This is a genomic window from Alcaligenes sp. MMA (genome assembly GCF_020907215.1).
GTDB classification, from domain to species: domain Bacteria; phylum Pseudomonadota; class Gammaproteobacteria; order Burkholderiales; family Burkholderiaceae_B; genus Alcaligenes; species Alcaligenes aquatilis.
Genome location: NZ_JAJJPP010000001.1, coordinates 555,448 through 577,297 on the forward strand (window position 1 = coordinate 555,448; position 21,850 = coordinate 577,297).

The window sequence follows — 21,850 nt, forward strand, 5'->3', positions numbered from 1 at the left end:
CAAAACATGGACGAATCAAAGGACAGTGGACCCTGGTGGCGCGAGCCGTGGCCATGGTTGTTGATGGCAGGGCCAGCTCTGGCTATTGTGGGCTGCGTCATTACGATTGTCTTGGCCTTTCAGAATTTCAGTAATCAAGGGATTACGGACGGGGGGGTCAAGCAGGGTCTGGTTGTCAGCAAGGTAGAGCCTGCCCCTGAGCAGCGCTAAACGTAATCGATTCACCGTTACGCTAGGGTTGAGAGAAGTATGTTTCCGTTCAAGAAGGGGGTACGAATGACCATCCGATCGTTGATGTGGATACTGTGGCCTTCATTCCTGGTCGCCGGGGTGCTCAGTGCAATTGTGTTTGCTTTGGTAGACCCGTTGGACATCGTTGTGCTTGGACATATGCAAGTAGATCGACTGACCTTTTATACGGTGGCGTTTTTTCTGTTTTGGTTGGCCGTTGCAGTTGCGTGCGCGCTTAGCTTGTATATGTCGGCCGGTTCGCCAGCGGTATTGGCTGAACCGGCAGATAGTCTGGACTGATTCGGACAAGCACCAAACGATAAAAAAGCACATGCAAATTGCATGTGCTTTTTTTGTGTGGGCTTGGGTGCTGGGGAGCGGTATAGTGGGCTGTAAAGACGTTCAGCAGCCTGTTTGAGGCCTAGGCAGCAGCCATGAGGCTCAATCGCACTCCGTGCCTGCCAGAGAGCGCAGGGCGGCCAGATCCAGCAAGTGGACTTCGCGCTGAGAGATTTTCAGCAGACCTTCGCGTGCAAAGCGTGAGAACAGGCGGCTGACGGTTTCCAGCGTCAGGCCCAGGAAGTTGCCGATTTCTTCGCGGCTCATGCGCAGAATGAACTCGTAAGGGGAGTAGCCCAGCAGTGATAGACGCTGGGACAGGTTCAGCAAGAAGGCAGCCAGGCGCTGTTCGGAGCGCAGTCCAGCCAAGGTCATCATCAACTGATGGGCGCGGTTGATTTCCTTGCTCATCAGGCGACGGAACTGTTGTTGCAATATAGGCAACTGGGCCGACAGGCGGTCCAGATCATCAAGGCGAATCACACAGACTTCGCTGTCTTCCAAGGCGATGGCATGGGAAACATGGCGATTTTCAACCAGGCTGTCCATGCCCAGGATTTCTCCTGGTAATAAAAAACCCGTAATCTGAATGTGGCCAGTGGAATCTTCCAGCTGCATCTTGATCGAACCAGAGCGCAGACCATAGATTCCTTCGACTGAGTCGGCCAGTCGAAACAGCACGCCGCCCTTAGGGATGCGGATGCGCTCCTTGACTAATTCGTCCAACCGCTCCATTTCGTGCTTAGGCATCCCAAGAGGTAGACACACCTCATTGAGCATACAGCTGGAGCAGCGTATGGAGTCAGCGGTAACCGAGATACGTTTTTGCATAAGGAATAATGTCAGATGGCGAAACGCTAAATCTTTGAGTCAAATCAAGTGTAATTGTAGCTTTTTATTGGTTGGTATTCCCGCTAATCCTTAATATGTTTAGTTCTTAAGGCTCTTGTCACACGTGAAACGGCTGTCCATGCCGGGTACAGCGCGGTAATACTGCTCTTGGCATGCTGTTGTTTAAAAGCGATCTAAACACTTGAATACTTGGTTTTTGTCCTCATCTTCAATTCATCCTGTTATTTGTTGCGAAATCTGGGCAAGCAGTATTTAGTAACTGTTTGCTTTAGCTTCTCGCATATTTTCTCAAGTGAAAATTCTATGCGAATCGATAAATTGACAACGAAGTTTCAACAGGCTCTAGCCGATGCGCAGAGCCTGGCTGTTCGCGAAGACAATCCCTATTTGGAACCCGCCCACGTACTGGTCGCCTTGCTGGCTGATGCCGATTCAGGCACAGGCAGTTTGCTGGCTCGTGCGGGCGTTGCCATTCCCCGCCTGGAAAACGAGCTTAACCGCCTGATCTCCAATCTGCCCAAGGTGCAAGGGGCGGAAGGTCAGCAGCAGCTCAGTTCGGCCTTGCAAGCCGCTTTGGCTAAAACCGACAAGGAAGCCGCTCAACGCGGTGATACTTATATTGCCAGTGAATTGTTCTTGCTGGCCCTGGCCGATGATAAAGGCGAAACCGGTCGTGCTTTGCGCGATGCGGGTTTGCAGCGCCGTGCGCTGGAGGCGGCCATTGAAGCCGTACGCGGTGGTGCCAATGTGAGTGACGCTGAAGGTGACAGCAATCGTGAGGCCTTGGACAAATACACCACTGACTTGACCGAGCGTGCTCGTCTGGGCAAGTTGGACCCGGTTATTGGCCGTGATGACGAAATTCGCCGCACGATCCAGATTCTGCAGCGCCGTACCAAGAACAACCCTGTTCTCATTGGTGAACCTGGGGTGGGTAAGACCGCCATCGTGGAAGGTTTGGCGCAGCGTATCGTGAACAACGAAGTGCCTGAAACCCTGAAGGGCAAGCGCGTTCTGGTGTTGGACCTGGCTGCTTTGCTGGCCGGTGCCAAGTACCGTGGCGAATTTGAAGAGCGTCTGAAAGCTGTCTTGAAAGAGCTGTCCAAGGACGATGGCAAAACCATTGTCTTTATTGACGAGCTGCACACCATGGTGGGCGCCGGTAAGGCCGAAGGTGCGATGGATGCCGGCAACATGCTCAAACCGGCCTTGTCGCGCGGTGAACTGCATTGTATTGGTGCCACCACGCTGAACGAGTACCGCCAGTACATCGAGAAGGATGCCGCTTTGGAGCGTCGTTTCCAGAAGGTGCTGGTTAACGAGCCGGACATGGAGTCCACTATTGCGATCCTGCGTGGTTTGCAGGAGCGCTACGAGCTGCATCATGGTGTGGCGATTACCGACCCGGCTATTGTGGCTGCGGCCGAGCTGTCGCAGCGTTACATTACGGACCGCTTCCTGCCCGATAAGGCCATTGACCTGATCGATGAGGCCGCTGCCCGTATCCGTATGGAGATTGACTCCAAGCCCGAGGTCATGGATAAGCTGGATCGCCGCATCATTCAGTTGAAGATCGAGCGTGAAGCCGTCATCAAGGACACGGATGAAGCCTCTCAGCGTCGTTTGCAGGCCATCAATGACGAGATGGAAAAGCTGCAGCGCGAGTACAACGACTATGAAGAGATCTGGAAAGCCGAAAAAGCGGCGGTTCAGGGCTCGCAAGTCGTTAAAGAGGAAATCGAGAAAGTTCGTGCCGAAATGGCTGAGCTGCAACGCAAGGGCCAGTTCGATAAATTGGCTGAGCTGCAGTACGGTAAGCTGCCCGAGCTGGAAGAGCGCCTGAAAGCGGCCGAAGCCAATATGGACAAGGCCGATCAGGACAAACCTCGCTTGCTGCGCACGCAGGTCGGTGCCGAGGAGATCGCGGAAGTGGTCTCGCGTGCAACCGGTATTCCTGTGTCCAAGATGATGCAGGGCGAGCGTGAAAAGCTCTTGCAAATGGAAGACTACCTGCACAAGCGTGTGGTCGGCCAAGGTGAAGCGGTACGTTTGGTGTCGGATGCTATCCGTCGCTCGCGTGCGGGTCTGTCTGACCCTTCCCGCCCGTATGGTTCCTTCTTGTTCCTGGGGCCAACCGGTGTGGGTAAGACCGAGCTGACCAAAGCATTGGCCAACTTCCTCTTTGACTCCGAGGATCACATGATTCGCATCGATATGAGCGAATTCATGGAGAAACACTCGGTGGCTCGTTTGATCGGGGCGCCTCCCGGCTACGTGGGCTACGAAGAGGGCGGTTACCTGACTGAAGCTGTGCGTCGCAAACCGTATTCGGTGATTTTGCTGGACGAGGTGGAGAAAGCTCACCCGGATGTCTTTAACGTGCTCTTGCAGGTGTTGGATGATGGTCGTTTGACGGATGGCCAGGGCCGTACGGTGGACTTTCGCAACACGGTGATCATCATGACCTCCAACCTGGGTTCGCAGCATATCCAGCGTTTGTCGGGCGAGCCTTACGATGTGATCAAGGAAGTGGTGTGGGAAGAAGTGAAACAGCATTTCCGCCCCGAGTTCCTGAACCGTATCGACGAGGTGGTGGTGTTCCACAGTCTGGAAGCAGAACACATCGAGTCCATTGCTCGTATCCAGCTTGAACGTCTGGATCAGCGCCTGGCTCAGCGTGACATGCATCTGGAAGTGAGCGACGCTGCTTTGGCGCAGTTGGCCAAGGCCGGGTTCGATCCTGTGTTCGGTGCCCGTCCTTTGAAACGTGCTATCCAGCAGTATATTGAGAACCCGGTGGCACGCCTGATCCTGGAAGGCCGCTTTGGTCCTAAAGACGTGGTGCCTGTGGACTGGAAGGACGGCGAGTTTACGTTCACCCGCAGTATCCAGTAATCAGCAGGGCTTTGATGGCGACGGTGCTACCGGATTGCTTAATGCGTCACTCAAGTTGACGTTTTAAAGTAGGCTGCCGTGTTGCACCTCGTCATCGACGTTGTAAAGAAAAACCGCCTTGGAAATCCAAGGCGGTTTTTTTGTGCTCATTGCTATTTGGAACACGTGACTTTGAGACTAGGCGATGGTGTTTTGGATTGAAGTGGTTTGATCGCTTGGCCGTCAGCATCTAGATGAATGCTGATATTCCGTGTCGTAGGCGGAGGTTAATCGGCTAAGTGCCTATCGGCTGGCCTCTAAATCATTCCTGCCTAGGGTCTCAAGAGGAATGGGCCCCAGTGAGATGATCAATCCAGCCACCAGCCTATCCCCATTTTTAAGCGTTCTCTTGAACCGGAGCTGGAGGCGGTGTCAGGTCCAGTTCGTCCTTGCCGTAGAACTTCACACCGATCTCGACACGAGGGCGGCCTTGCGAGCGGCGGTGGCGGTTGGTGTCCCGCAGCGAGTACACGCAACCGCAGTACTCCTGCTGATAGAAGTTCTCGCGTTTGCTGATTTCCAGCATGCGTTGCGAGCCGCCCCCTTTGCGCCAGTTGTAGGTCCAGTACTTCATCTCCGGATAACGGGCTGCGGCGCGTTCGCCGCAGTCGTTGATCTGGTTCATGTCTTTCCAGCGCGAGATACCCAGCACGCTGGAGATGATGTCGTAGCCATTTTCATGGGCGTAGAGGGCCGTGCGCTCAAAGCGCATGTCAAAGCAGACCGTGCAGCGCTCGCCACGCTCGGGAGCGTGCTCCAGGCCGCGTACACGTTCAAACCAGTTATCTACGTCGTAGTCGGCGTCAATGAACTCGATGCCGTGCTGTTCGGCAAAACGGATGTTTTCCTGCTTGCGCAGTTCGTACTCGCGTACAGGATGGATATTGGGGTTGTAGAAAAAAACGGTGTATTCAATCCCCGAGGCGTGCAAGGCCTCCATCACCTCGCCCGAACAGGGGGCGCAGCAGGAGTGCAGCAGCAATTTCTCGCGCTTCTCCGGCATGGTTAAAACTGGACGATTGAGCTGAGTGGACATGAATCTGAATCCGAGTAAAAAGGCGTCCCGAGTCGGTCGCACAATAAATCAATGCGACTATTGTAGATTCTTGGCAAAGTTTAGTGAAATCAATCTGTTGCCTTAGTACCCCAGGACCTCGTCCCAAAGGCGTGTCACGGCCTGCCGTTCCTGGGTCAGCTCAGATTGCGGCACACGGGCTTTTTCTGCTCCTTCCAGACGCAAAGCGTGCTGACGGCGGCGCAGGGCGCGGTAGGCATCGGCCACTTCCTGAGCATGGTCGACCGCGATCAGGCCCGCCTGCGCGGCAATACCCAGCAAGGCGATATTGCCCAGGTTTTCCAGCAGTTTGGGATGCTCGCGGCTATGGCACAGCACCAGATACTGGGTGATGAACTCCACATCCACCATGCCGCCCCGGTCGTGCTTCAAGTCAAAAAGTTCGCTGCGGTTGGGGTGTCCGGCACTGATCTTGTCACGCATGTCCAGAATATCTGCACGTAATTTGCGTTGGTCCCGTTCCATCAATAAGATGGATCGGCGGATGTCATCGAAGCGGTTTTTGATCTGGGCATCCCCGGTCACGAAACGGGCACGGGTAATGGCTTGATGCTCCCAGGACCAGGCACTCCGTGTCTGATACTGCTCGAAGGCATCCACGCTGACAGCCAGCAAACCGGCATCGCCATCGGGGCGTAAACGCAGGTCAATATCGTAGAGACGTCCCGAGGAGGTCATGGCCGACAACCAACTGGTCATGCGGCGCGCCAGCTTGATGTAGCGCTCTACATTGTCTTGGCTGGGATCGTCGTACAGAAATACCAGATCCAGGTCGGACGCATAGCCAATTTCCTTGCCCCCCAGCTTGCCGTAGGCAATGACGGCAAAGTGCGGTGAGGAGTCGTGTTCTGGGCCCAGGCTGCGGGGGCGTGTCAGAGGCCAGGTGCGTTCCAGTGTCTCGGCCAGCATCATATCGGCCAGAGCCGAGAGTTGGTCGGCCAGAGCCTCGACGGTCAGTACACCTTCCAGGTCCTGGGCCAGCAATTGGAACGTGATCTGGTGCTGCCAGTCGCGCATCATGTTCATCTGCTGTTCGACATCGGCTTGGCCATCGGGCAAGCGGCAGGCATCAAGATCGCGGCGCATTTGCTCGGACAGGGCGGCAAAGTCCGGAATCTCCATCAGCGAATGCCATTCGATCAGGCTGTCCAGTAAGAGCGGGTATTGAGCCAGATACTGTGCGGCCCACGGACTGGCCGAGACAATTCGGGCAACGCGGGCCAGCGTATCTGGGTACTCGGCCAGCAAAGCCAGATACGCGCTACGCTGGGCGATCAGCTCGATCAGGTTGAACAGGCGGGTTGCGGTGACTTCCGGGTTCTCGGAGCGGCAGGCGTAGTCCTCGGCCAAGGGGATCAGGCGCTGTACGCGATCCAGGCTGGCATTGGGCAGGCTGCGCAGACGATGGCTATTTAGCAGAGCCTGACGCAATTGTTCGATGCGTTCCTGCAAAGCCTGATCGTGCTCTGCCTTGCTTTCTTCGGGGGCGGGTGCAGCCGCCGCAGGAGGTTCGGTACTGGCTTCTTCGCCCATGCCTGCCAGACGGAAGGCGTTGCGGAAGGTGTGCGAGACAAATTTTCTGTGCTGGCCTAACTGTTCGTCGAAATCAGCCAGGCTCAGGCCCAAGGTGGCCGCCAGCTCGGTGCGTAGCTCCTCGTCCTGGGGCAGCAAATGGGTTTGTTCGTCCTCGCGATACTGCAGGCGGTGTTCGACACGTCGCAAGAAGGTATAAGCGGCCAGCAGCTTGTCGCAGACCTCCTGGTCCAGCAGACCGGCCGCACATTGACCTTGCAGTGCTTTGTGCAGGCTGGGTGTTTGCAGGGAAGGCTGTCGTCCCCCGCGAATCAGCTGATTGAGCTGGACGACGAACTCAATTTCCCGGATCCCACCGTCTCCCAGCTTGATGTTGTGCCAGGTTTCCACGCCATTGCGGTTCAGGGCGCGGCGCGTCCAGTCCTGGCGAATGCGCTCGCGCAGGCCGCGCAAGGCAGACAGGGCATCAAAGTCAAAATATTTGCGGTACACAAAAGGGGTACGCAGTGCCTCGAAGTGATGCACATCACCGGCGCTGCGGCTGCCCTCAAAAGCCTGGGCCTTGATAGGGCGGGCCTTGATCCACGCATAGCGTTCCCATTCCCGGCCTTGGTTGACCAGATAGTTTTCCAGCGCCTGCATGCTCCAGGCCAGCGGCCCGGAATCCCCGTCCGGACGCAGGCGCAGGTCCGTGCGAAATACCTGCCCGAAGGCGTCGGTATCGGACAGCACGGGCATCATGCGCTGGGTTACTTTGCCGTAAAACTCGTGATAGCTCAGGGGGCGGCGGCCATCGGTCTCACCGTCCTCGTCATAGAGCATGATCAGATCAATGTCTGAGGAAACGTTTAATTCCCCTCCACCCAGCTTACCCATACCTAAAATAATCATCTCCTGGGGTAAGCCAGTTTCCGAGTTTTTAGGAATACCGTGTACTTCAGCCAGTTGTCGGGCGACGGTTTCATACGCTTGTGCCACGGCCAGATCAGCCAGGCTACTCATGGCCAGCATCACCTCTTCAAGAGGGGCCAGACCATTGATATCACGGATCATCAGTACCAGAAAGACCCGTTCACGCAGTTGGCGCAAGGCCTGACGCACTTGTGCCAAGCGATCATTATCGGGTTCGGGCAGTAAAGTCCTATACCATTGCGTAATCAGTGTGGCGGTGACAGGGTGCTGGGCTTGTTCTTGCAACCACGCCCCAAATTGTGGCTGAGCGTTTACTTTTCGACGCAAGGGGCCGGACCATTGCATCACGGGCTTCAATATAATGGACTGGCTCATACGATAAGAGGCTTTTCGGATAAGGGGGGACGACAAGTGAGATGACTTGTCTGACAAGGCCGGAAATGACCGTATCTAACTATACTCGGGAATTGATTGCATGGTAGTTCGAGGGCTTGTGCGACTGGCGCTAGTGCTCTATTTTGCGCTGATGCTAAGCCTTGTCGGGCTACGTTATCTGCTCGTGCCCCAACTGGATAATCTGCGCCCCTATCTGGTGGAGAAAATCAGTGAGCAAACCGGCCTGCAAGTTCAGATTCAAGAATTAAAAGGCGACTGGCAGGGCTGGAATCCCCATCTTTCTGTGACGAACCTGTCGCTGTCAGAGCCAGGGCAAGAGCCCATGTTGCAGTTGCCCAAGCTGCAAGCCGATATCAGCTGGAAGTCCTTGTTCAGCGGTTCGCTGCAATTGCGCCAGCTGGATGTACAAGGTTTGACGATCCCGGTGCGGCGCGATCCTGAGGGCCAGATTCTGGTGATGGGCCAGGTACTGGATCTCAACAATGACCGTGCCCCAGCAGAACCCGAAGTCTGGCAAGGGCCGGTTCGTTGGTTGCTGGAGCAGCGTGGCATTCATATTCAGGGTACGTCCTTGCAATGGCAGGATGATCTGCGTGGCGCGCCTGCCTTGACTCTGCCATCGATTGAATTGCAGATTGGCTACAGGCAGGGTTGGCACGAGGTCAATCTGGCTACGGCCTTGCCCGCCGATCTGGGCGAATCCCTGGCTTTGGCCTTACGGGTGCAGGGTAAGCGCCGTCTGCCAGAAAATGTAGACGTCATGGATTTACCCTGGGAGATGACGGTGCAGGCCAATGGGGTCGATACTCCCGCGCTGCGCCCTTGGCTGGACGTACCTGTGATTCTGGATAGAGGCTGGATCGATGTGCGTGCCCAGGCCCGTCAGCCTCAAGCCGCCCAGGCCGTACAGATGCAACTGGCAGCCCAATTGCGGGATGTGGCCGTGCTGACGGATAGCGAAGATCGCCTGCAGTTGGAGCAAGCCCATCTGGAGCTCAATGGCAGTTTACGTGATGTGCAGGCATTGGCCCAAGGCAAGCAAAGTGGCGATGTGCAGTGGACGCTGTCGATGAATGGCTTTGGTCTGCGCCTGCCCGATTTGTTTGCCCACTATTTGGCATTGGATCAGCTCAATGCCCAAGGCATGGTTCATCGCGATGAGCAGGCCAGACTGCGCCTTGGCAACATGAATCTGGCTCTGCGTAATCCTGATTTAGATGCGCAATTAACAGGTGGCTGGCGTGAGGATGCCAAGTTTGAGGCGGGTGTGGCTGACTGGCAGGGGCAATTCACGCACCTGAATCTGGCGGCTTTGGTGAATTACCTGCCTTTGACGGTCAACCCTTTGGCGCGTGAATGGATGCAGGCTGGACTGGTACAGGGGGCGGTACGAGACGGGACAATCCGCTTGCAAGGTGGCCTGGACACCTTCCCGTATGGCCTGAGCCCGGCGGATGGCAGCTTTGAAGTGGTCGGGATTTTGGGTGAAGGGATTGTGGATTATCAGCCTGCCCAGCCCCAACGTTTGGCCTGGCCACGTCTGGAAGGCATACAAGGCAGCATACGCATGCATAACGATAATCTGGATATTGTGGCTCAGCAGGCGCGCATGCCTATCGCCAAGCAGCCGGATATTGTGCTGCGCGATATTCAGACCCACATCACGTCCTTGGAGCAAAACAGCTTTCTGAAGCTGGAGGGCGTGTCTCAGGCTCCAGCGACCAGCTATCTGGCCCTGGTGCACCAGTCCCCCCTGAACGCCTTGCTGGATGGCTTGCTGGCCGACAGTCGCGTTAAAGGGGATTGGACTGTACCCATCAAATTGCAGGTTCCTTTGGATAATGCGGATGACACCCAGGTACAGGGGCAAATCCAGATGAACAATAGCGAGTTTCAGTACATGCCTGAAGCTCCGTCATTGACGGCGTTAAAGGGCGAGCTCGCCTTCAGTGAAAAGGGCGTCAGTGCCCAAACCTTGACGGGCAAGGTGCTGGGGGGCGACACCCAAATCAGTGGTGTGCTCGAGCCCGGCAAGCCCGGTTTGCGCATAAATGGTGTGATCACTGCGCAAGGTCTGGAGCAATACCTGGAATTGAAGGGCGTGCAGCGTCTGCAAGGGCAGACTCCCTATCAGGTATTAATGAAGCTCGATGCCAAGGGTTCTTTTTCCTTTGGCGCGGAGTCCGATCTGACGGGGCTGGCGCTGAACTTGCCCGAGCCTTTCTACAAACCTGCTGAGCGTGCAGCCAAATTGAAGGCAGATTGGAGCAGCGACTCTGCCGCCAAGATGGACCGCTTGCAGATCAGCCTGCAAGACAGACAGACCTTTTTGTTGAACCTGTTGCATGCTCAAGGTTCCCGTCAAGGCAGCTATTTTCAAAGTGGCAGCATGGGAACGCCGGGGCTGGTGAGTTGGCCCAAACGTGGCCTGGAATTGCATAGCCGCTATGACCGTATGGATCTGGATGCCTGGGAGAGAGTTGTCGAGGAGTTCGGTCAGAATCTGGACGGCAGTCCTTTGATTCCGTCGGGCCGTCCCCTGTTGCCTTTGCTGGAGCGGGTGCGCCTGAAAGCGGATCAGGCATTTTTTAGAGGGCAAGTGCTGGATCAGTTGGAGATGGAAAGCACGGAAGATGCCGCTGGCAGCTTGTTTCTGAGCCTGAAGGCCAAGCAAGCTGAAGGGCGTTTGCAGGCGCAGCATCAAGGTGGCCGCTATACCGGCATGTTCAACGCCAATTTTTCCCATTTGTACCTGAATGGTGGCAGGCCGGATTGGGCTTGGCCCGACGCCGACCTGCCCATGAGCGATGATCTGGTTTTGCCTGCGATCTCGTTCAAGGTGGATGATTTGCAGATACAGGGCGTGCGCTTTGGTGCTTTGGAAGCCAAAGGCAAGCCCGCAGGAAAGGGCCACAAATGGACCCTTGAAAACGTTTCCTTGAACGCACAGGGCATGCAACTGCACGGTTACGGTTCTTTGGCATTGAGTGGGCCACAGCGAGGGCTGGAATTGCTCGCCAATAGCCAGGTAAGCAATTTGGGGCAGTTTGTGGATGTCAGCGGCTTGTTGACAGAGTCCATTAAAGATGGCGAGGGAACGGTTCAGGCCGCCTTGTTCTGGAGTAATTTCCCCTGGTCTTTTGATAAGCGCAACATTCGTGGCCAGTTCAATGTGGATCTACGTAAAGGACGCTTTATTAGCCTGAAATCACGCTCGGCCAAATTGCTGGAGTTGCTCAGCCTGCAGTCCATTTCACGCTTGAGCAGACTGGATATGGACCTGTTCGGCGCCGTGAAGCAAGGCTTTGCATTCGATAGCCTGACCGGGCGCATGAACCTGTCGCAGGGCAAGCTGGAGCTGGATAATTATCAGATCAAGGGACCGGCGGGAGCGGTCAACCTGGAAGGCTGGATTGATATCAAGGATGAGACGTTGGATTTGATTGCGGTGGTCAATCCGAATCTGGATATGAGCGGCGCGGCGATTGCGGCCTATTTCACGGTTAACCCGATGGTAGGGGTAGGGGCTTTGTTGACGCAGTGGTTGATGCAGATCCCAATGAGCAGTCACCTGTCTGTCTCTTATGCAGTGACAGGCAAGATTGATGATCCGCAGCTCAAAGAGCTGGAGGTGCCGGCGGCCAGCACTGCGAAAAAAGAGAAGCAGCCGCGGATTGAGCCTTGAGACCAGGCGCTTTACCCAAAACGCTTTTGCGTAGGTCTTCGTCAGGGTAGCAGCAAGGTTTTTTCGTGATTTAACTCTTATACCAAGGATGGGCCGATGAGCGCACATAGACTGAAACGACTGGCAGCGACATTGGTTGTGGCGGGCCTGTCTTTCCATGCTGTTGGGGCGCAAACCCATCCGGTGGTTCGGGCCGTACAAGAGGTCGAACAGTCCTTGCAGGCCCGTGTTGGTCTGGCCGTACTGGACACGGCAGACGGGCAGTGGTGGCAATACCGTGCCGATGAGCGCTTTCCTATGGCCAGTACCAGCAAGGCCTTGATCTGTGCGGCTTTGTTGGCCCGAGGGCCAGGTGCGATGAAAACTGCCTGGCTGATCAAGGAGGAGGCCATTCAGTCTTACGCACCCACCACAAAGGAGCTGATCGGCCAGCAGGTATCAGCAGCTCAATTGTGTGCGATCACGATGCGCAACAGCGACAATAGTGCCGCTAATGGGGTTTTGGAGATTCTGGGCGGGCCTGAGGCTATCACGTCCTTTCTTCGTGGCGTGGGTGACACGGTGACGCGCCTGGATCGCAACGAGCCCAGCTTGAATGAAGCCACGCCCGGCGACCTGCGCGACACAACGACCCCGCAAGCCATGGTGCAAACTTTGCGGAATCTGGTTTTGGGCGACGCGCTTAAAGCCTCAGACCGTGATCGGCTGATTGACTGGTTGCGCCATAACGAAGTGGGCGGACCCTTGTTGCGAGCTGGCGTTCCTGAAAGCTGGACCGTAGCAGACCGAACCGGGGCAGCCGCTTACGGCACACGCGGTGTCGTGGCGGTGATGTGGCCCCCTGAGCGTGGGCCGCTGGTGGCGGCTGTCTACATCACGGAAACCAAGGCCTCGATGGAAGCGCGCAATGCGGCCATAGCCACGATTGGCAAGGCCATGGCAGCGGCGGTGGATCAAAAAGCTCGGTTTTGATTTTTTGTGGAGCGCTGACGAGCTTTTTTCAGGGAGCTTATCTGGCTGCCGTTATATGAATGTCGGATTCTGTGGACAAAAAAAACCGCCTTGTGGGCGGTTTTTTGACTACTGAGCAAGGCGCAAAACTTAATAAACACCTTGATGACGCATGGCATTGGCGACTTTGACAAAGCCGGCAATATTGGCGCCGTTAACGTAGTGGATGAAGTCGCTTTCTTGACCATAGTTCACACAATTTTCGTGGATGTCACGCATGATGGAGTGCAGCTTTGCGTCAACTTGTTCACGTGTCCAGTTCAAACGCTGGGCGTTTTGGCTCATTTCCAGACCAGAGACGGCGACACCACCAGCATTGCTGGCTTTACCTGGGGCATACAGAATCTTGGCGTGGATAAAGGCATCGACTGCGTCCAGCGTGCTGGGCATATTGGCACCTTCGGCGACGCAACGCACACCATTCTTGATCAGAATTTCGGCGTCTTTGCCATCGAGCTCGTTCTGGGTTGCGCAAGGCAGGGCGACATCGACGGGGATGTGCCAAGGACGTTTTCCGTGCTCGTACAGCAGGCGGTGTTGTTGGGCATAATCGACCAAGCTGCCGCGCTGTACATTTTTAATGTGCATCAGAGCCGCCAGTTTTTCACGCGTAAAGCCATCCATATCCACCACGCAACCTTGCGAGTCGGAAACGGTCACCACTTTGGCACCCAGGTCCAGGCATTTTTCAATGGCGTACTGAGCGACATTGCCCGAGCCAGAAACGGACACTGTCATGCCGTCTAAAGACAGCCCTTTACGTGCCAACATTTCCTGTACGAAATATACGGTGCCATAGCCCGTGGCCTCAGGACGAATCAAACTGCCGCCAAAGCACAAATCCTTGCCGGTAAAGACACTGGCCGCGCTGTTGGAGAGTTTTTTCATCATGCCGGCCATAAAGCCCACTTCACGCGCGCCTACGCCGATATCACCTGCAGGAACGTCGGTGTCTGGACCCAGATGACGGTAAAGCTCAACAATCAGGGCCTGGCAAAAGCGCATGACTTCGCCATCTGATTTGCCTTTGGGATCAAAATCCGCGCCGCCTTTGCCGCCGCCCATGGGCAGGGTGGTCAAGGCATTTTTGAAGGTCTGCTCAAAAGCCAGGAACTTCAGGATAGACAGATTGACCGAGGGGTGAAAGCGCATGCCGCCCTTGAAAGGACCAATGGCATTATTGTGCTGAATACGGAAACCGCGATTGACCTGAACCTGACCACGATCATCTACCCAGGAAATACGAAACTGGATAACACGTTCGGGTTCAACCAGACGCTCGAGCAGACCGTGGTCGGCGTACTGGGGGTTTTTCTCGATGAAGGGCCACAAGCTGGTCATCACTTCCCGTACGGCCTGCATAAATTCAGGCTGACTTGGGTCGCGGGACTGCACTCTGGCTAGGAACTGTTCTAGAGAGATAGATTTCATTGCAAGCGAACTCTGTTTGCAATACTGAGATTTCGAGTAGAACTCAGCAGATTGAAAGAATGGATGCATGGGATTGCACCCGATCAATACGCCCATCGCAAGCAAGCCTCTCGTATAGAGAGGCTTGCGCAGGATGTTCGATTTACTTCTTCATCATGTCGAAGAATTCGGAGTTGGTCTTTGTTGCCCGGATTTTGTCCAGGATAAACTCCATGGCTTCAATTTCATCCATTCCGTGGATGAATTTGCGCAAAACCCAGACCTTTTGTAGAAGGTCGGGTTTGATCAGTAATTCTTCGCGACGTGTACCTGACTTGTTCAGGTTGATGGCAGGGTAAATGCGTTTTTCGGCCAGGCGGCGCTCCAGATGGATCTCGCAGTTGCCGGTACCTTTAAATTCTTCATAGATGACTTCGTCCATGCGGCTGCCGGTCTCGATCAGGGCAGTACCGATGATGGTCAAGGAGCCACCTTCTTCCAGATTACGGGCAGCACCAAAAAAGCGTTTGGGGCGCTGCAGGGCGTTGGCGTCTACACCACCGGTCAATACCTTGCCCGAAGCAGGGACCACAGTGTTGTAGGCGCGAGCCAGACGGGTAATGGAGTCCAGCAGGATCACCACGTCTTTTTTCAATTCAACCAGGCGTTTGGCCTTTTCGATCACCATTTCGGCCACTTGTACGTGACGCGTCGCGGGTTCATCAAAGGTGGAGGCCACCACTTCGCCGCGTACGGTACGCTGCATTTCGGTCACTTCCTCGGGGCGTTCGTCCACTAGCAGGACGATCATGACGGCCTCGGGGTAATTGGTCGTGATGGCGTGAGCCATGTGCTGCATCATCACGGTTTTACCGGATTTGGGGCTGGCTACGATCAGGGCGCGCTGGCCCTTGCCGATAGGCGAGAAGATATCCAGGATACGGCCTGTGATGTTCTCTTCACTTTTGATGTCACGCTCCAGGCGCATGGGCTGATCAGGATGCAGCGGGGTCAGGTTCTCAAACATGATGCGATGTTTGATGGCCTCGGGCTGCATGCCGTTGACCTTGTCGACCTTGACCAGGGCAAAGTAGCGTTCACCGTCTTTAGGGGTGCGCACTTCGCCTTCAATGGAGTCGCCTGTGTGCAGATTGAAACGGCGTATCTGCGAGGGAGAGATATAAATATCGTCTGTGCTGGCCAGGTAGGAGGTTTCTGGCGAACGCAGGAAGCCAAAACCATCCGGCAGGACTTCAAGCACCCCGTCACCGAAAATCTGCTCGCCTTTTTTGGCGTGCTTTTTCATGATCGCGAACATCAGCTCTTGCTTGCGCAAGCGGTTCGCGTTGTCGATTTCCAAAGTGGCAGCCATTTCTAGCAGCTGCGAGACGTGCAGAGCTTTTAATTCGTTCAGGTGCATGAGTGTGGGGAAGGGCTTTCAGCAGCAGACCGCAGGCCAGCGATGGGCCTGCGTGCGGTTAATCAGAGATTACAGGGAGCTGTCGAGAAACGCGCTAAGTTGAGACTTGGAAAGTGCACCGACTTTAGTCTGGGCGACTTTACCGTCTTTAAACAGCATGAGCGTTGGAATACCGCGAACACCGAATTGAGCAGGAGTGTCGGGATTTTCATCGACATTGAGCTTAGCGATGATAACACGACCTTGATACAGTTCGGCCGCCTCATCAAGCAAAGGTGCAATCATTTTACAGGGGCCGCACCAGGCAGCCCAATAATCGACCAAAACAGGAAGGTCGGCTTTGAGGACGTCGCTCTCGAAGGAGGCGTCTGTAACGTGAATGATGGAGTCGCTCATGGCAAAATGCAAAAAAATAAAAGATAACGAAAAACTATACGTGTGGCGTGACCTGAGCACAATGTATTCTACGGCCAATTGCGACGGTCTTGTTGCCAATTTTTGACAGGATACCATTGCGTCTGGTTGATAATGTGCATTCACTGCGCAACGCGCGCCAATAAAGCGTTTCCCCACTGGCGCCTAACCACTCGTAAAATAGCGTTTTTCTGTACGATCTACCGGGAATCAAGTTGTCTACTACACGTTACGACGAATCTTCTATACGGGTGCTTAAAGGGCTGGAACCGGTCCGGCAGCGCCCGGCCATGTATACCCGCACGGATAATCCCCTGCATATTGTGCAGGAGGTCATCGATAACGCCGCCGACGAAGCCCTGGCTGGTTTTGCCCGCACCCTGACCGTTACCTTGCTGGAGGACGGCGGTATCCAGGTCGAGGATGATGGGCGCGGTATTCCCGTTGGCTTGCATCCTGAAGAGAATGCGCCCGTGGTTGAGCTGGTGTTCACTCGACTGCATGCCGGGGGCAAGTTCGACAAGCTCAATGGCGGAGCCTATGCCTTTTCCGGCGGTTTGCATGGGGTGGGTGTGTCGGTGACCAACGCCTTGTCGCGTCGCCTGGAAGTGCTGGTCTGGCGCGACGGGCAAGCCAATGAAATTGTGTTTGCCGACGGCGAGCTGGAGCAGCCCCTGACCCAGACGGGCACCGTGGGCAAGCGCAAGACCGGGACCCGTGTGCGGGTCTGGCCTGACCCCAAGTACTTTGACTCCGCCCAGATTCCCCTGGCTCAACTGACGCACATCCTGCATAGCAAAGCGGTCTTGCTGGAAGGGGTGACCGTGGAGCTGGTGCAGCAGAAAACCGGCCAGCGCCAGCAATGGTGCTATGAGGACGGTTTGCGCGGTTATTTGCAAGAAGAGATGGACGGCGTGGAGTTGTTGGTGCCTCTATTCGAGGGCCGCCAGTACGCCCCGAAAGATGACGATAATTTCTCCCCTGGTGAAGGGGCTCATTGGGTCGTGGCCTGGACCCTGGACTCTCAGATTGTGCGCGAGTCTTATGTCAATCTGATTCCGACCAGTGCCGGGGGGACGCACGAATCGGGCTTGCGTGATGGTCTGTATCAGGCCGTGCGCAGCTTTGCCGAGCTGCACAGTTTGATTCCCAAGGGCGTCAAGCTGCAGGCTGAGGACGTTTTTGCCCGTGCCAGTTTTGTGCTGTCGGCCAAAGTGCTGGATCCGCAATTCCAGGGGCAAATCAAGGAAAAACTCAATAGCCGCGATGCCGTGCGTCTGGTCAGTGGCTATGTACGCAACGCACTGGAACTGCATCTGCATGCGAATGTGGATCAGGGTCGAAAATTGGCTGAAGTGGCGGTGCGTCAGGCTCAGGCCCGTACCCGTTCGGCCCAGAAAGTGGAAAAACGTAAAAGCTCCGGGGTAGCCGTGTTGCCCGGCAAGCTCACGGACTGCGAATCGCACGATCTGGAGAGCTCCGAACTATTTCTGGTCGAAGGCGACTCGGCCGGTGGCTCTGCAAAAATGGGCCGCGACAAGGAATTTCAGGCCATCTTGCCCCTGCGCGGCAAGGTGCTGAACGCCTGGGAAGTGGACCGGGATCGCCTGTTCGCCAACCAGGAAATTCATGATATTTCCGTAGCCATTGGCGTGGACCCGCATGATGCCCAGTCCGAGCCGGATTTGTCCGGTTTGCGCTATGGCCGCATTTGTATCCTGTCCGATGCGGACGTGGACGGCTCGCACATTCAGGTGCTCTTGCTGACTTTGTTTTTCCGCCATTTCCCCAAGCTGATCGAAGCCGGGCACGTGTATGTGGCGCGCCCACCTTTGTTCCGCGTCGATGTGCCTGCCGCTGGCAAACGCCCGGCTCGCAAGATCTATTGTCTGGATCAGGGCGAGCTGGATGCCACTTTGGAGAAGTTGCGCAATGAAGGCATACGCAACGAGTCCTGGAGCATCAGCCGTTTTAAAGGTTTGGGTGAAATGAGTGCGGAGCAGTTGTGGGATACCACCATGAATCCGGATACCCGTCGTTTATTGCCAGTGCATTGGGGCGAAGATGGCTTAAGCGGCACGCAGGCCATGTTCACCATGCTGATGGGCAAGGGCGAGGCCTCTGCCCGCCGTGCCTGGTTGGAAGAAAAAGGCAATTTGGCCGATCTGGACGTCTAAGCCCGATTTAAGAGTTATTTATGGACAGCAATCAATTGGATTTTGAGCCGGCGGGATCGGACGATAGCATCACGCTGGGGACTTATGCGGAACAGGCTTATCTGGATTACGCCGTCTCGGTCGTACGCGGACGGGCTTTGCCCGACCTGACCGATGGTCAGAAGCCGGTACAGCGCCGCATTCTGTATGCGATGGATGCCATGGGTCTGGGCCCAACGGCCAAGCCTGTGAAATCGGCGCGCGTGGTGGGGGATGTGCTGGGTAAATATCACCCCCACAGTGACCAGGCCGCCTATGACGCCATGGTGCGTATGGCGCAGGATTTTGTGCTGCGCTATCCGCTGGTGGACGGGCAGGGCAATTTTGGCTCGCGCGATGGCGACAATGCCGCCGCTATGCGTTATACGGAAGCGCGCCTGACTCCGTTCTCGCGTTTGCTGCTGGACGAGCTGGACGAAGGCACGGTGGACTTTATCCCCAACTACGATGGCAGCCAGAAAGAGCCGGTGACCTTGCCAGCCCGCTTGCCCATCATGTTGCTTAACGGCGCATCGGGGATTGCTGTCGGGATGGCCACCGAGATTCCGTCGCACAACCTGCGTGAGGTAGCCCAAGCCTGTGTCAGCCTGCTGCGCAACCCGAATTTAAGCGACCAGGACATCCACGAGATCATTCCTGGCCCGGATTTTGCAGGGGGTGGCCAGATCATTTCCGCTGCCGATGATATTGCGGCGGTGTACGCTCAGGGCCGGGGCTCCATCAAGGCACGTGCCCGTTGGGTATTTGAGGAAATGGCACGTGGTCAATGGCAATTGGTGGTCACTGAATTGCCGCCCGGCAGCTCCTCTCAGCAGATTCTGGAAGAGATTGAAGAGCGCACCAATCCCAAGGTCAAGGCGGGCAAGAAATCCCTGAGCACCGAGCAACAGCAAACCAAAGCCTTGATGCTGAACATGCTCGACGCCGTGCGCGATGAGTCCGGCAAGCAGGCTGCGGTGCGATTGGTGTTTGAACCCAAATCCCGCGCCATTGATCGGGACGAGTTCGTGACCACCTTGCTGGCACAGACCAGCCTGGAGCGCAACGTCTCCATCAACCTGGTATGTATCGATACGGACGGTCGTCCTGGCCAGCGCTCCCTGCGTCAGGTCTTGCTGAGCTGGCTGGAATTTCGTCGTCACACGATGGAGCGTCGTACTCGTTACCGTCTGGACAAGGTCACCGATCGTATTCATGTGCTGCAAGGGCGCATGGTGGTGTACCTGAATGTGGACGAGGTCATTCAAACCATTCGTGAGTCCGACGAGCCGCGTGCTGCCTTGATGGAGCGCTTTGATTTAAGCGAGCGCCAGGCTGACGATATTCTGGAAATGCGCTTGCGTCAGTTGGCCCGTCTGGAAGGTTTCAAGATCGAGAAAGAGCTGAAAGAGCGCCTGGAGGAACAGGAGTCTTTGCAAAAGCTGTTGGACGATCCCAAATCCTTGAAACGCTTGATGATTCGAGAAATCGAAGCAGACGTTAAAACCTATGGCGATGAGCGTCGCACCTTGATTGAAGCGGCCGAGCGTGCTGTGCTGGAAACCAAGGTGGTGGATGAGCCGGTCACCGTGATTGTGTCGCGCAAAGGCTGGCTGCGTTCGCGCCAGGGCCACGGTCATGACGCTTCACAGTTCAGTTTCAAGACCGGCGATGGCTTGCGCGATGCGCTGGAGTGCCGTAGTACCACAGACCTGGTCGCCATCGGCACCGATGGCCGGGTCTATACTGTTCCGGTCTCCAGCTTGCCTTCGGCGCGTGGAGACGGTCAGCCCATTACCTCCATGATTGAAGTCAGCCCCAGTGCGCCTATCGAGCACATCCTGGGCGCTCCTTTGGATCAGAACTATTTGCTGGCTGCCTGCGACGGCTACGGTTTTGTGGCCTCTCAAGGCGACATGAATACACGCCAGAAAGCGGGCAAGCAGTTTGTCACTATTGAGGACGGCAAAAAGCTGCTCAAACCTTTGGCCTTGCGTCCGGATGACCAGTACGTAGGCCTGCTCAGCGAACAGGGGCGTTTCCTGGTGGTGGATATCAAGGAACTGAAGGTGCTGTCCAAAGGCGGCCGTGGCACGGTGCTGATCAAGCTGAACGATGGCGATACGCTCAGTCAATGGGTGGCCTTTGGGGAGGCGGGGCTGGCCGTTAGCGGGGTGAATCGCAAACGTCCGTCTACCATCGTGATGGATCTGGATATGCTGGCCAATTATCTGGGCAAGCGCGCAGGCAAGGGCAAGACCCTGTCGCTCAAATTGAACGACCCTGTGTTGCATCGACCTGAACAGGCCTGAATTTGTATAGCCGCCGGAGGCTGGCCCTCCGCCTGATAGATTTCTTTTTTGAGTGTTGGATATGAGTTTCAAAGTCACGGTTCAGCCCAGCGGGCACAGTTTTGACGTTCAGCCCGGACAGTCTGTGCTGGATGGCGCACTGAATGCCGGTATCGTCTTGCCCTATAGCTGCCGCAACGGCACCTGTTCGTCTTGCCGTGGCAAGGTCATTGAAGGTGAGTACGAGGCAGGCCGTGCGCCCGAGCAATTGTTGAGCGAAGAGGATCGCGCTGCAGGCTACACCCTGTTTTGTCAGGCCAAGCCCAGCAGCGACATGTTGATCGAGTCCCACGAAATTCGTATGGCGACCGATATCCAGATTCGCAAAATGCCCTCGCGCGTGGTGGGCCTGGAAAAAGTACGTGATGATGTGATGGTGGTGCGTCTGCAAATGCCGTCGTCCGAGCCATTTCGTTACTACCCGGGTCAGTATCTGGAGTTCATCCTGAAGGACGGCAGCCGTCGCAGCTACTCCATGGCCACACCGCCACGGGAAGACAATCAGGTGGAATTGCATATTCGTCACATGCCCGGCGGCGTGTTTACCGATCACGTGTTCGGTGCCGGTGCCACCGCCATGAAAGAGCGCGAAATTCTGCGTGTGGAAGCGCCTCTGGGTTCTTTCTTTCTGCGTGAAGACAGCGCGGCTCCTATGGTGTTCCTGGCCAGCGGTACGGGCTTTGCTCCGATCAAGGCCTTGATCGAACGCCTGATTCAAACCGGCAGCCAGCGCGAAGTGGCGCTGTACTGGGGCGGGCGTCGACCCAAGGATTTGTACCAGCGCGAACTGGCCGAGAAATGGGCCAGCGAATTGCCTAATTTGCGTTTCATTCCGGTGGTCTCCGACGCTCAGCCTGAAGATGGCTGGACAGGCCGCACCGGTTTTGTGCATCAAGCTGTGCTGGCTGATTTGCCGGACCTGTCAGCCTGGCAGGTATACGCCTGTGGCGCGCCGGGCATGGTTGAAGCGGCGCGCAAGGATTTTGTGGAGCAGGCCCAACTGAATCCGGACAATTATTTTGCAGATGCCTTTACGTCCCTGGCAGATGTAAAGTAAGCGTCTTGGTCAATAGCTCAACAAGCGGACAGTAC

14 protein-coding genes are annotated in these 21,850 nt (G+C 55.9%); 8 read left to right on the forward strand and 6 right to left on the reverse strand.

Annotated features, from left to right (window positions below):
• Positions 1-6: 6 nt before the first annotated feature.
• Entirely contained in the window at positions 7-210 is a 204-nt protein-coding gene (locus LNA76_RS02505) for a FixH family protein (protein ID WP_094197087.1), read from the forward strand.
• Between the two features lie 66 nt (positions 211-276).
• A complete protein-coding gene (locus LNA76_RS02510; RefSeq protein WP_094198378.1) occupies positions 277-531 on the forward strand; it encodes a hypothetical protein in 255 nt (84 codons plus the stop codon).
• A gap of 141 nt (positions 532-672) precedes the next feature.
• Here LNA76_RS02510 and LNA76_RS02515 read toward each other — a convergent pair whose 3' ends face one another.
• A complete protein-coding gene (locus tag LNA76_RS02515) occupies positions 673-1,401 on the reverse strand; it encodes a helix-turn-helix domain-containing protein (protein WP_094197086.1) in 729 nt (242 codons plus the stop codon).
• A gap of 324 nt (positions 1,402-1,725) precedes the next feature.
• Here LNA76_RS02515 and clpB point away from each other — a divergent pair, with 324 nt between their 5' ends.
• Positions 1,726-4,317, forward strand: coding sequence for an ATP-dependent chaperone ClpB (gene clpB, locus LNA76_RS02520; protein ID WP_094197085.1), 2,592 nt, complete (start codon positions 1,726-1,728; stop codon positions 4,315-4,317).
• A gap of 376 nt (positions 4,318-4,693) precedes the next feature.
• Here clpB and LNA76_RS02525 read toward each other — a convergent pair whose 3' ends face one another.
• On the reverse strand, positions 4,694-5,392 hold the full coding sequence (locus tag LNA76_RS02525; RefSeq protein WP_094197084.1) for an epoxyqueuosine reductase QueH: 699 nt from the start codon (positions 5,390-5,392) through the stop codon (positions 4,694-4,696).
• A 102-nt stretch (positions 5,393-5,494) separates the two neighbouring features.
• A complete protein-coding gene (gene glnE / locus LNA76_RS02530) occupies positions 5,495-8,251 on the reverse strand; it encodes a bifunctional [glutamate--ammonia ligase]-adenylyl-L-tyrosine phosphorylase/[glutamate--ammonia-ligase] adenylyltransferase (protein ID WP_108727665.1) in 2,757 nt (918 codons plus the stop codon).
• A 118-nt stretch (positions 8,252-8,369) separates the two neighbouring features.
• Between glnE and LNA76_RS02535 the strand changes: the two genes are divergently transcribed.
• Entirely contained in the window at positions 8,370-11,957 is a 3,588-nt protein-coding gene (locus LNA76_RS02535; protein WP_230017827.1) for a YhdP family protein, read from the forward strand.
• A gap of 96 nt (positions 11,958-12,053) precedes the next feature.
• The gene (bla, locus tag LNA76_RS02540) at positions 12,054-12,929 is read left to right on the forward strand and encodes a class A beta-lactamase (protein ID WP_108727663.1); all 876 of its coding nucleotides are present in this window, start codon (positions 12,054-12,056) and stop codon (positions 12,927-12,929) included.
• 129 nt (positions 12,930-13,058) lie between these two features.
• On the opposite strand, the gene gdhA is transcribed toward bla, so the two are convergent.
• The 3 genes from gdhA to trxA form a co-directional block, all read right to left on the reverse strand.
• The gene (gene gdhA / locus LNA76_RS02545; RefSeq protein ID WP_094197080.1) at positions 13,059-14,399 is read right to left on the reverse strand and encodes an NADP-specific glutamate dehydrogenase; all 1,341 of its coding nucleotides are present in this window, start codon (positions 14,397-14,399) and stop codon (positions 13,059-13,061) included.
• Positions 14,400-14,541: 142 nt separating this feature from the next.
• Complete coding sequence (gene rho / locus LNA76_RS02550; RefSeq protein ID WP_094197079.1) at positions 14,542-15,798, reverse strand: transcription termination factor Rho; 1,257 nt, start codon at positions 15,796-15,798, stop codon at positions 14,542-14,544.
• 69 nt (positions 15,799-15,867) lie between these two features.
• The gene (trxA, locus tag LNA76_RS02555) at positions 15,868-16,194 is read right to left on the reverse strand and encodes a thioredoxin TrxA (RefSeq protein ID WP_094197078.1); all 327 of its coding nucleotides are present in this window, start codon (positions 16,192-16,194) and stop codon (positions 15,868-15,870) included.
• Positions 16,195-16,427: 233 nt separating this feature from the next.
• On the opposite strand from trxA, the gene LNA76_RS02560 reads away from it, so the two are divergent.
• From LNA76_RS02560 to LNA76_RS02570, 3 genes are all read left to right on the forward strand, one after another.
• On the forward strand, positions 16,428-18,389 hold the full coding sequence (locus LNA76_RS02560; RefSeq protein ID WP_094197077.1) for a DNA topoisomerase IV subunit B: 1,962 nt from the start codon (positions 16,428-16,430) through the stop codon (positions 18,387-18,389).
• Positions 18,390-18,409: 20 nt separating this feature from the next.
• The gene (gene parC / locus LNA76_RS02565; RefSeq protein ID WP_094197076.1) at positions 18,410-20,719 is read left to right on the forward strand and encodes a DNA topoisomerase IV subunit A; all 2,310 of its coding nucleotides are present in this window, start codon (positions 18,410-18,412) and stop codon (positions 20,717-20,719) included.
• A 61-nt stretch (positions 20,720-20,780) separates the two neighbouring features.
• Positions 20,781-21,815 carry a CDP-6-deoxy-delta-3,4-glucoseen reductase gene (locus tag LNA76_RS02570; RefSeq protein WP_094197075.1) on the forward strand — a complete coding sequence of 345 codons (1,035 nt, stop codon included), beginning with the start codon at positions 20,781-20,783 and terminating at the stop codon, positions 21,813-21,815.
• Positions 21,816-21,850: the final 35 nt, after the last annotated feature.

Bases quoted from the DNA above. Each gene is read 5' to 3' on its own strand.
- LNA76_RS02505 (WP_094197087.1), top strand. From the start codon at position 7: ATGGACGAATCAAAGGACAGTGGACCCTGGTGGCGCGAGCCGTGGCCA.
- LNA76_RS02510 (WP_094198378.1), top strand. From the start codon at position 277: ATGACCATCCGATCGTTGATGTGGATACTGTGGCCTTCATTCCTGGTC.
- LNA76_RS02515 (WP_094197086.1), bottom strand. From the start codon at position 1,401: ATGCAAAAACGTATCTCGGTTACCGCTGACTCCATACGCTGCTCCAGC.
- clpB (WP_094197085.1), top strand. From the start codon at position 1,726: ATGCGAATCGATAAATTGACAACGAAGTTTCAACAGGCTCTAGCCGAT.
- LNA76_RS02525 (WP_094197084.1), bottom strand. From the start codon at position 5,392: ATGTCCACTCAGCTCAATCGTCCAGTTTTAACCATGCCGGAGAAGCGC.
- glnE (WP_108727665.1), bottom strand. From the start codon at position 8,251: ATGAGCCAGTCCATTATATTGAAGCCCGTGATGCAATGGTCCGGCCCC.
- bla (WP_108727663.1), top strand. From the start codon at position 12,054: ATGAGCGCACATAGACTGAAACGACTGGCAGCGACATTGGTTGTGGCG.
- gdhA (WP_094197080.1), bottom strand. From the start codon at position 14,399: ATGAAATCTATCTCTCTAGAACAGTTCCTAGCCAGAGTGCAGTCCCGC.
- rho (WP_094197079.1), bottom strand. From the start codon at position 15,798: ATGCACCTGAACGAATTAAAAGCTCTGCACGTCTCGCAGCTGCTAGAA.
- trxA (WP_094197078.1), bottom strand. From the start codon at position 16,194: ATGAGCGACTCCATCATTCACGTTACAGACGCCTCCTTCGAGAGCGAC.
- parC (WP_094197076.1), top strand. From the start codon at position 18,410: ATGGACAGCAATCAATTGGATTTTGAGCCGGCGGGATCGGACGATAGC.
- LNA76_RS02570 (WP_094197075.1), top strand. From the start codon at position 20,781: ATGAGTTTCAAAGTCACGGTTCAGCCCAGCGGGCACAGTTTTGACGTT.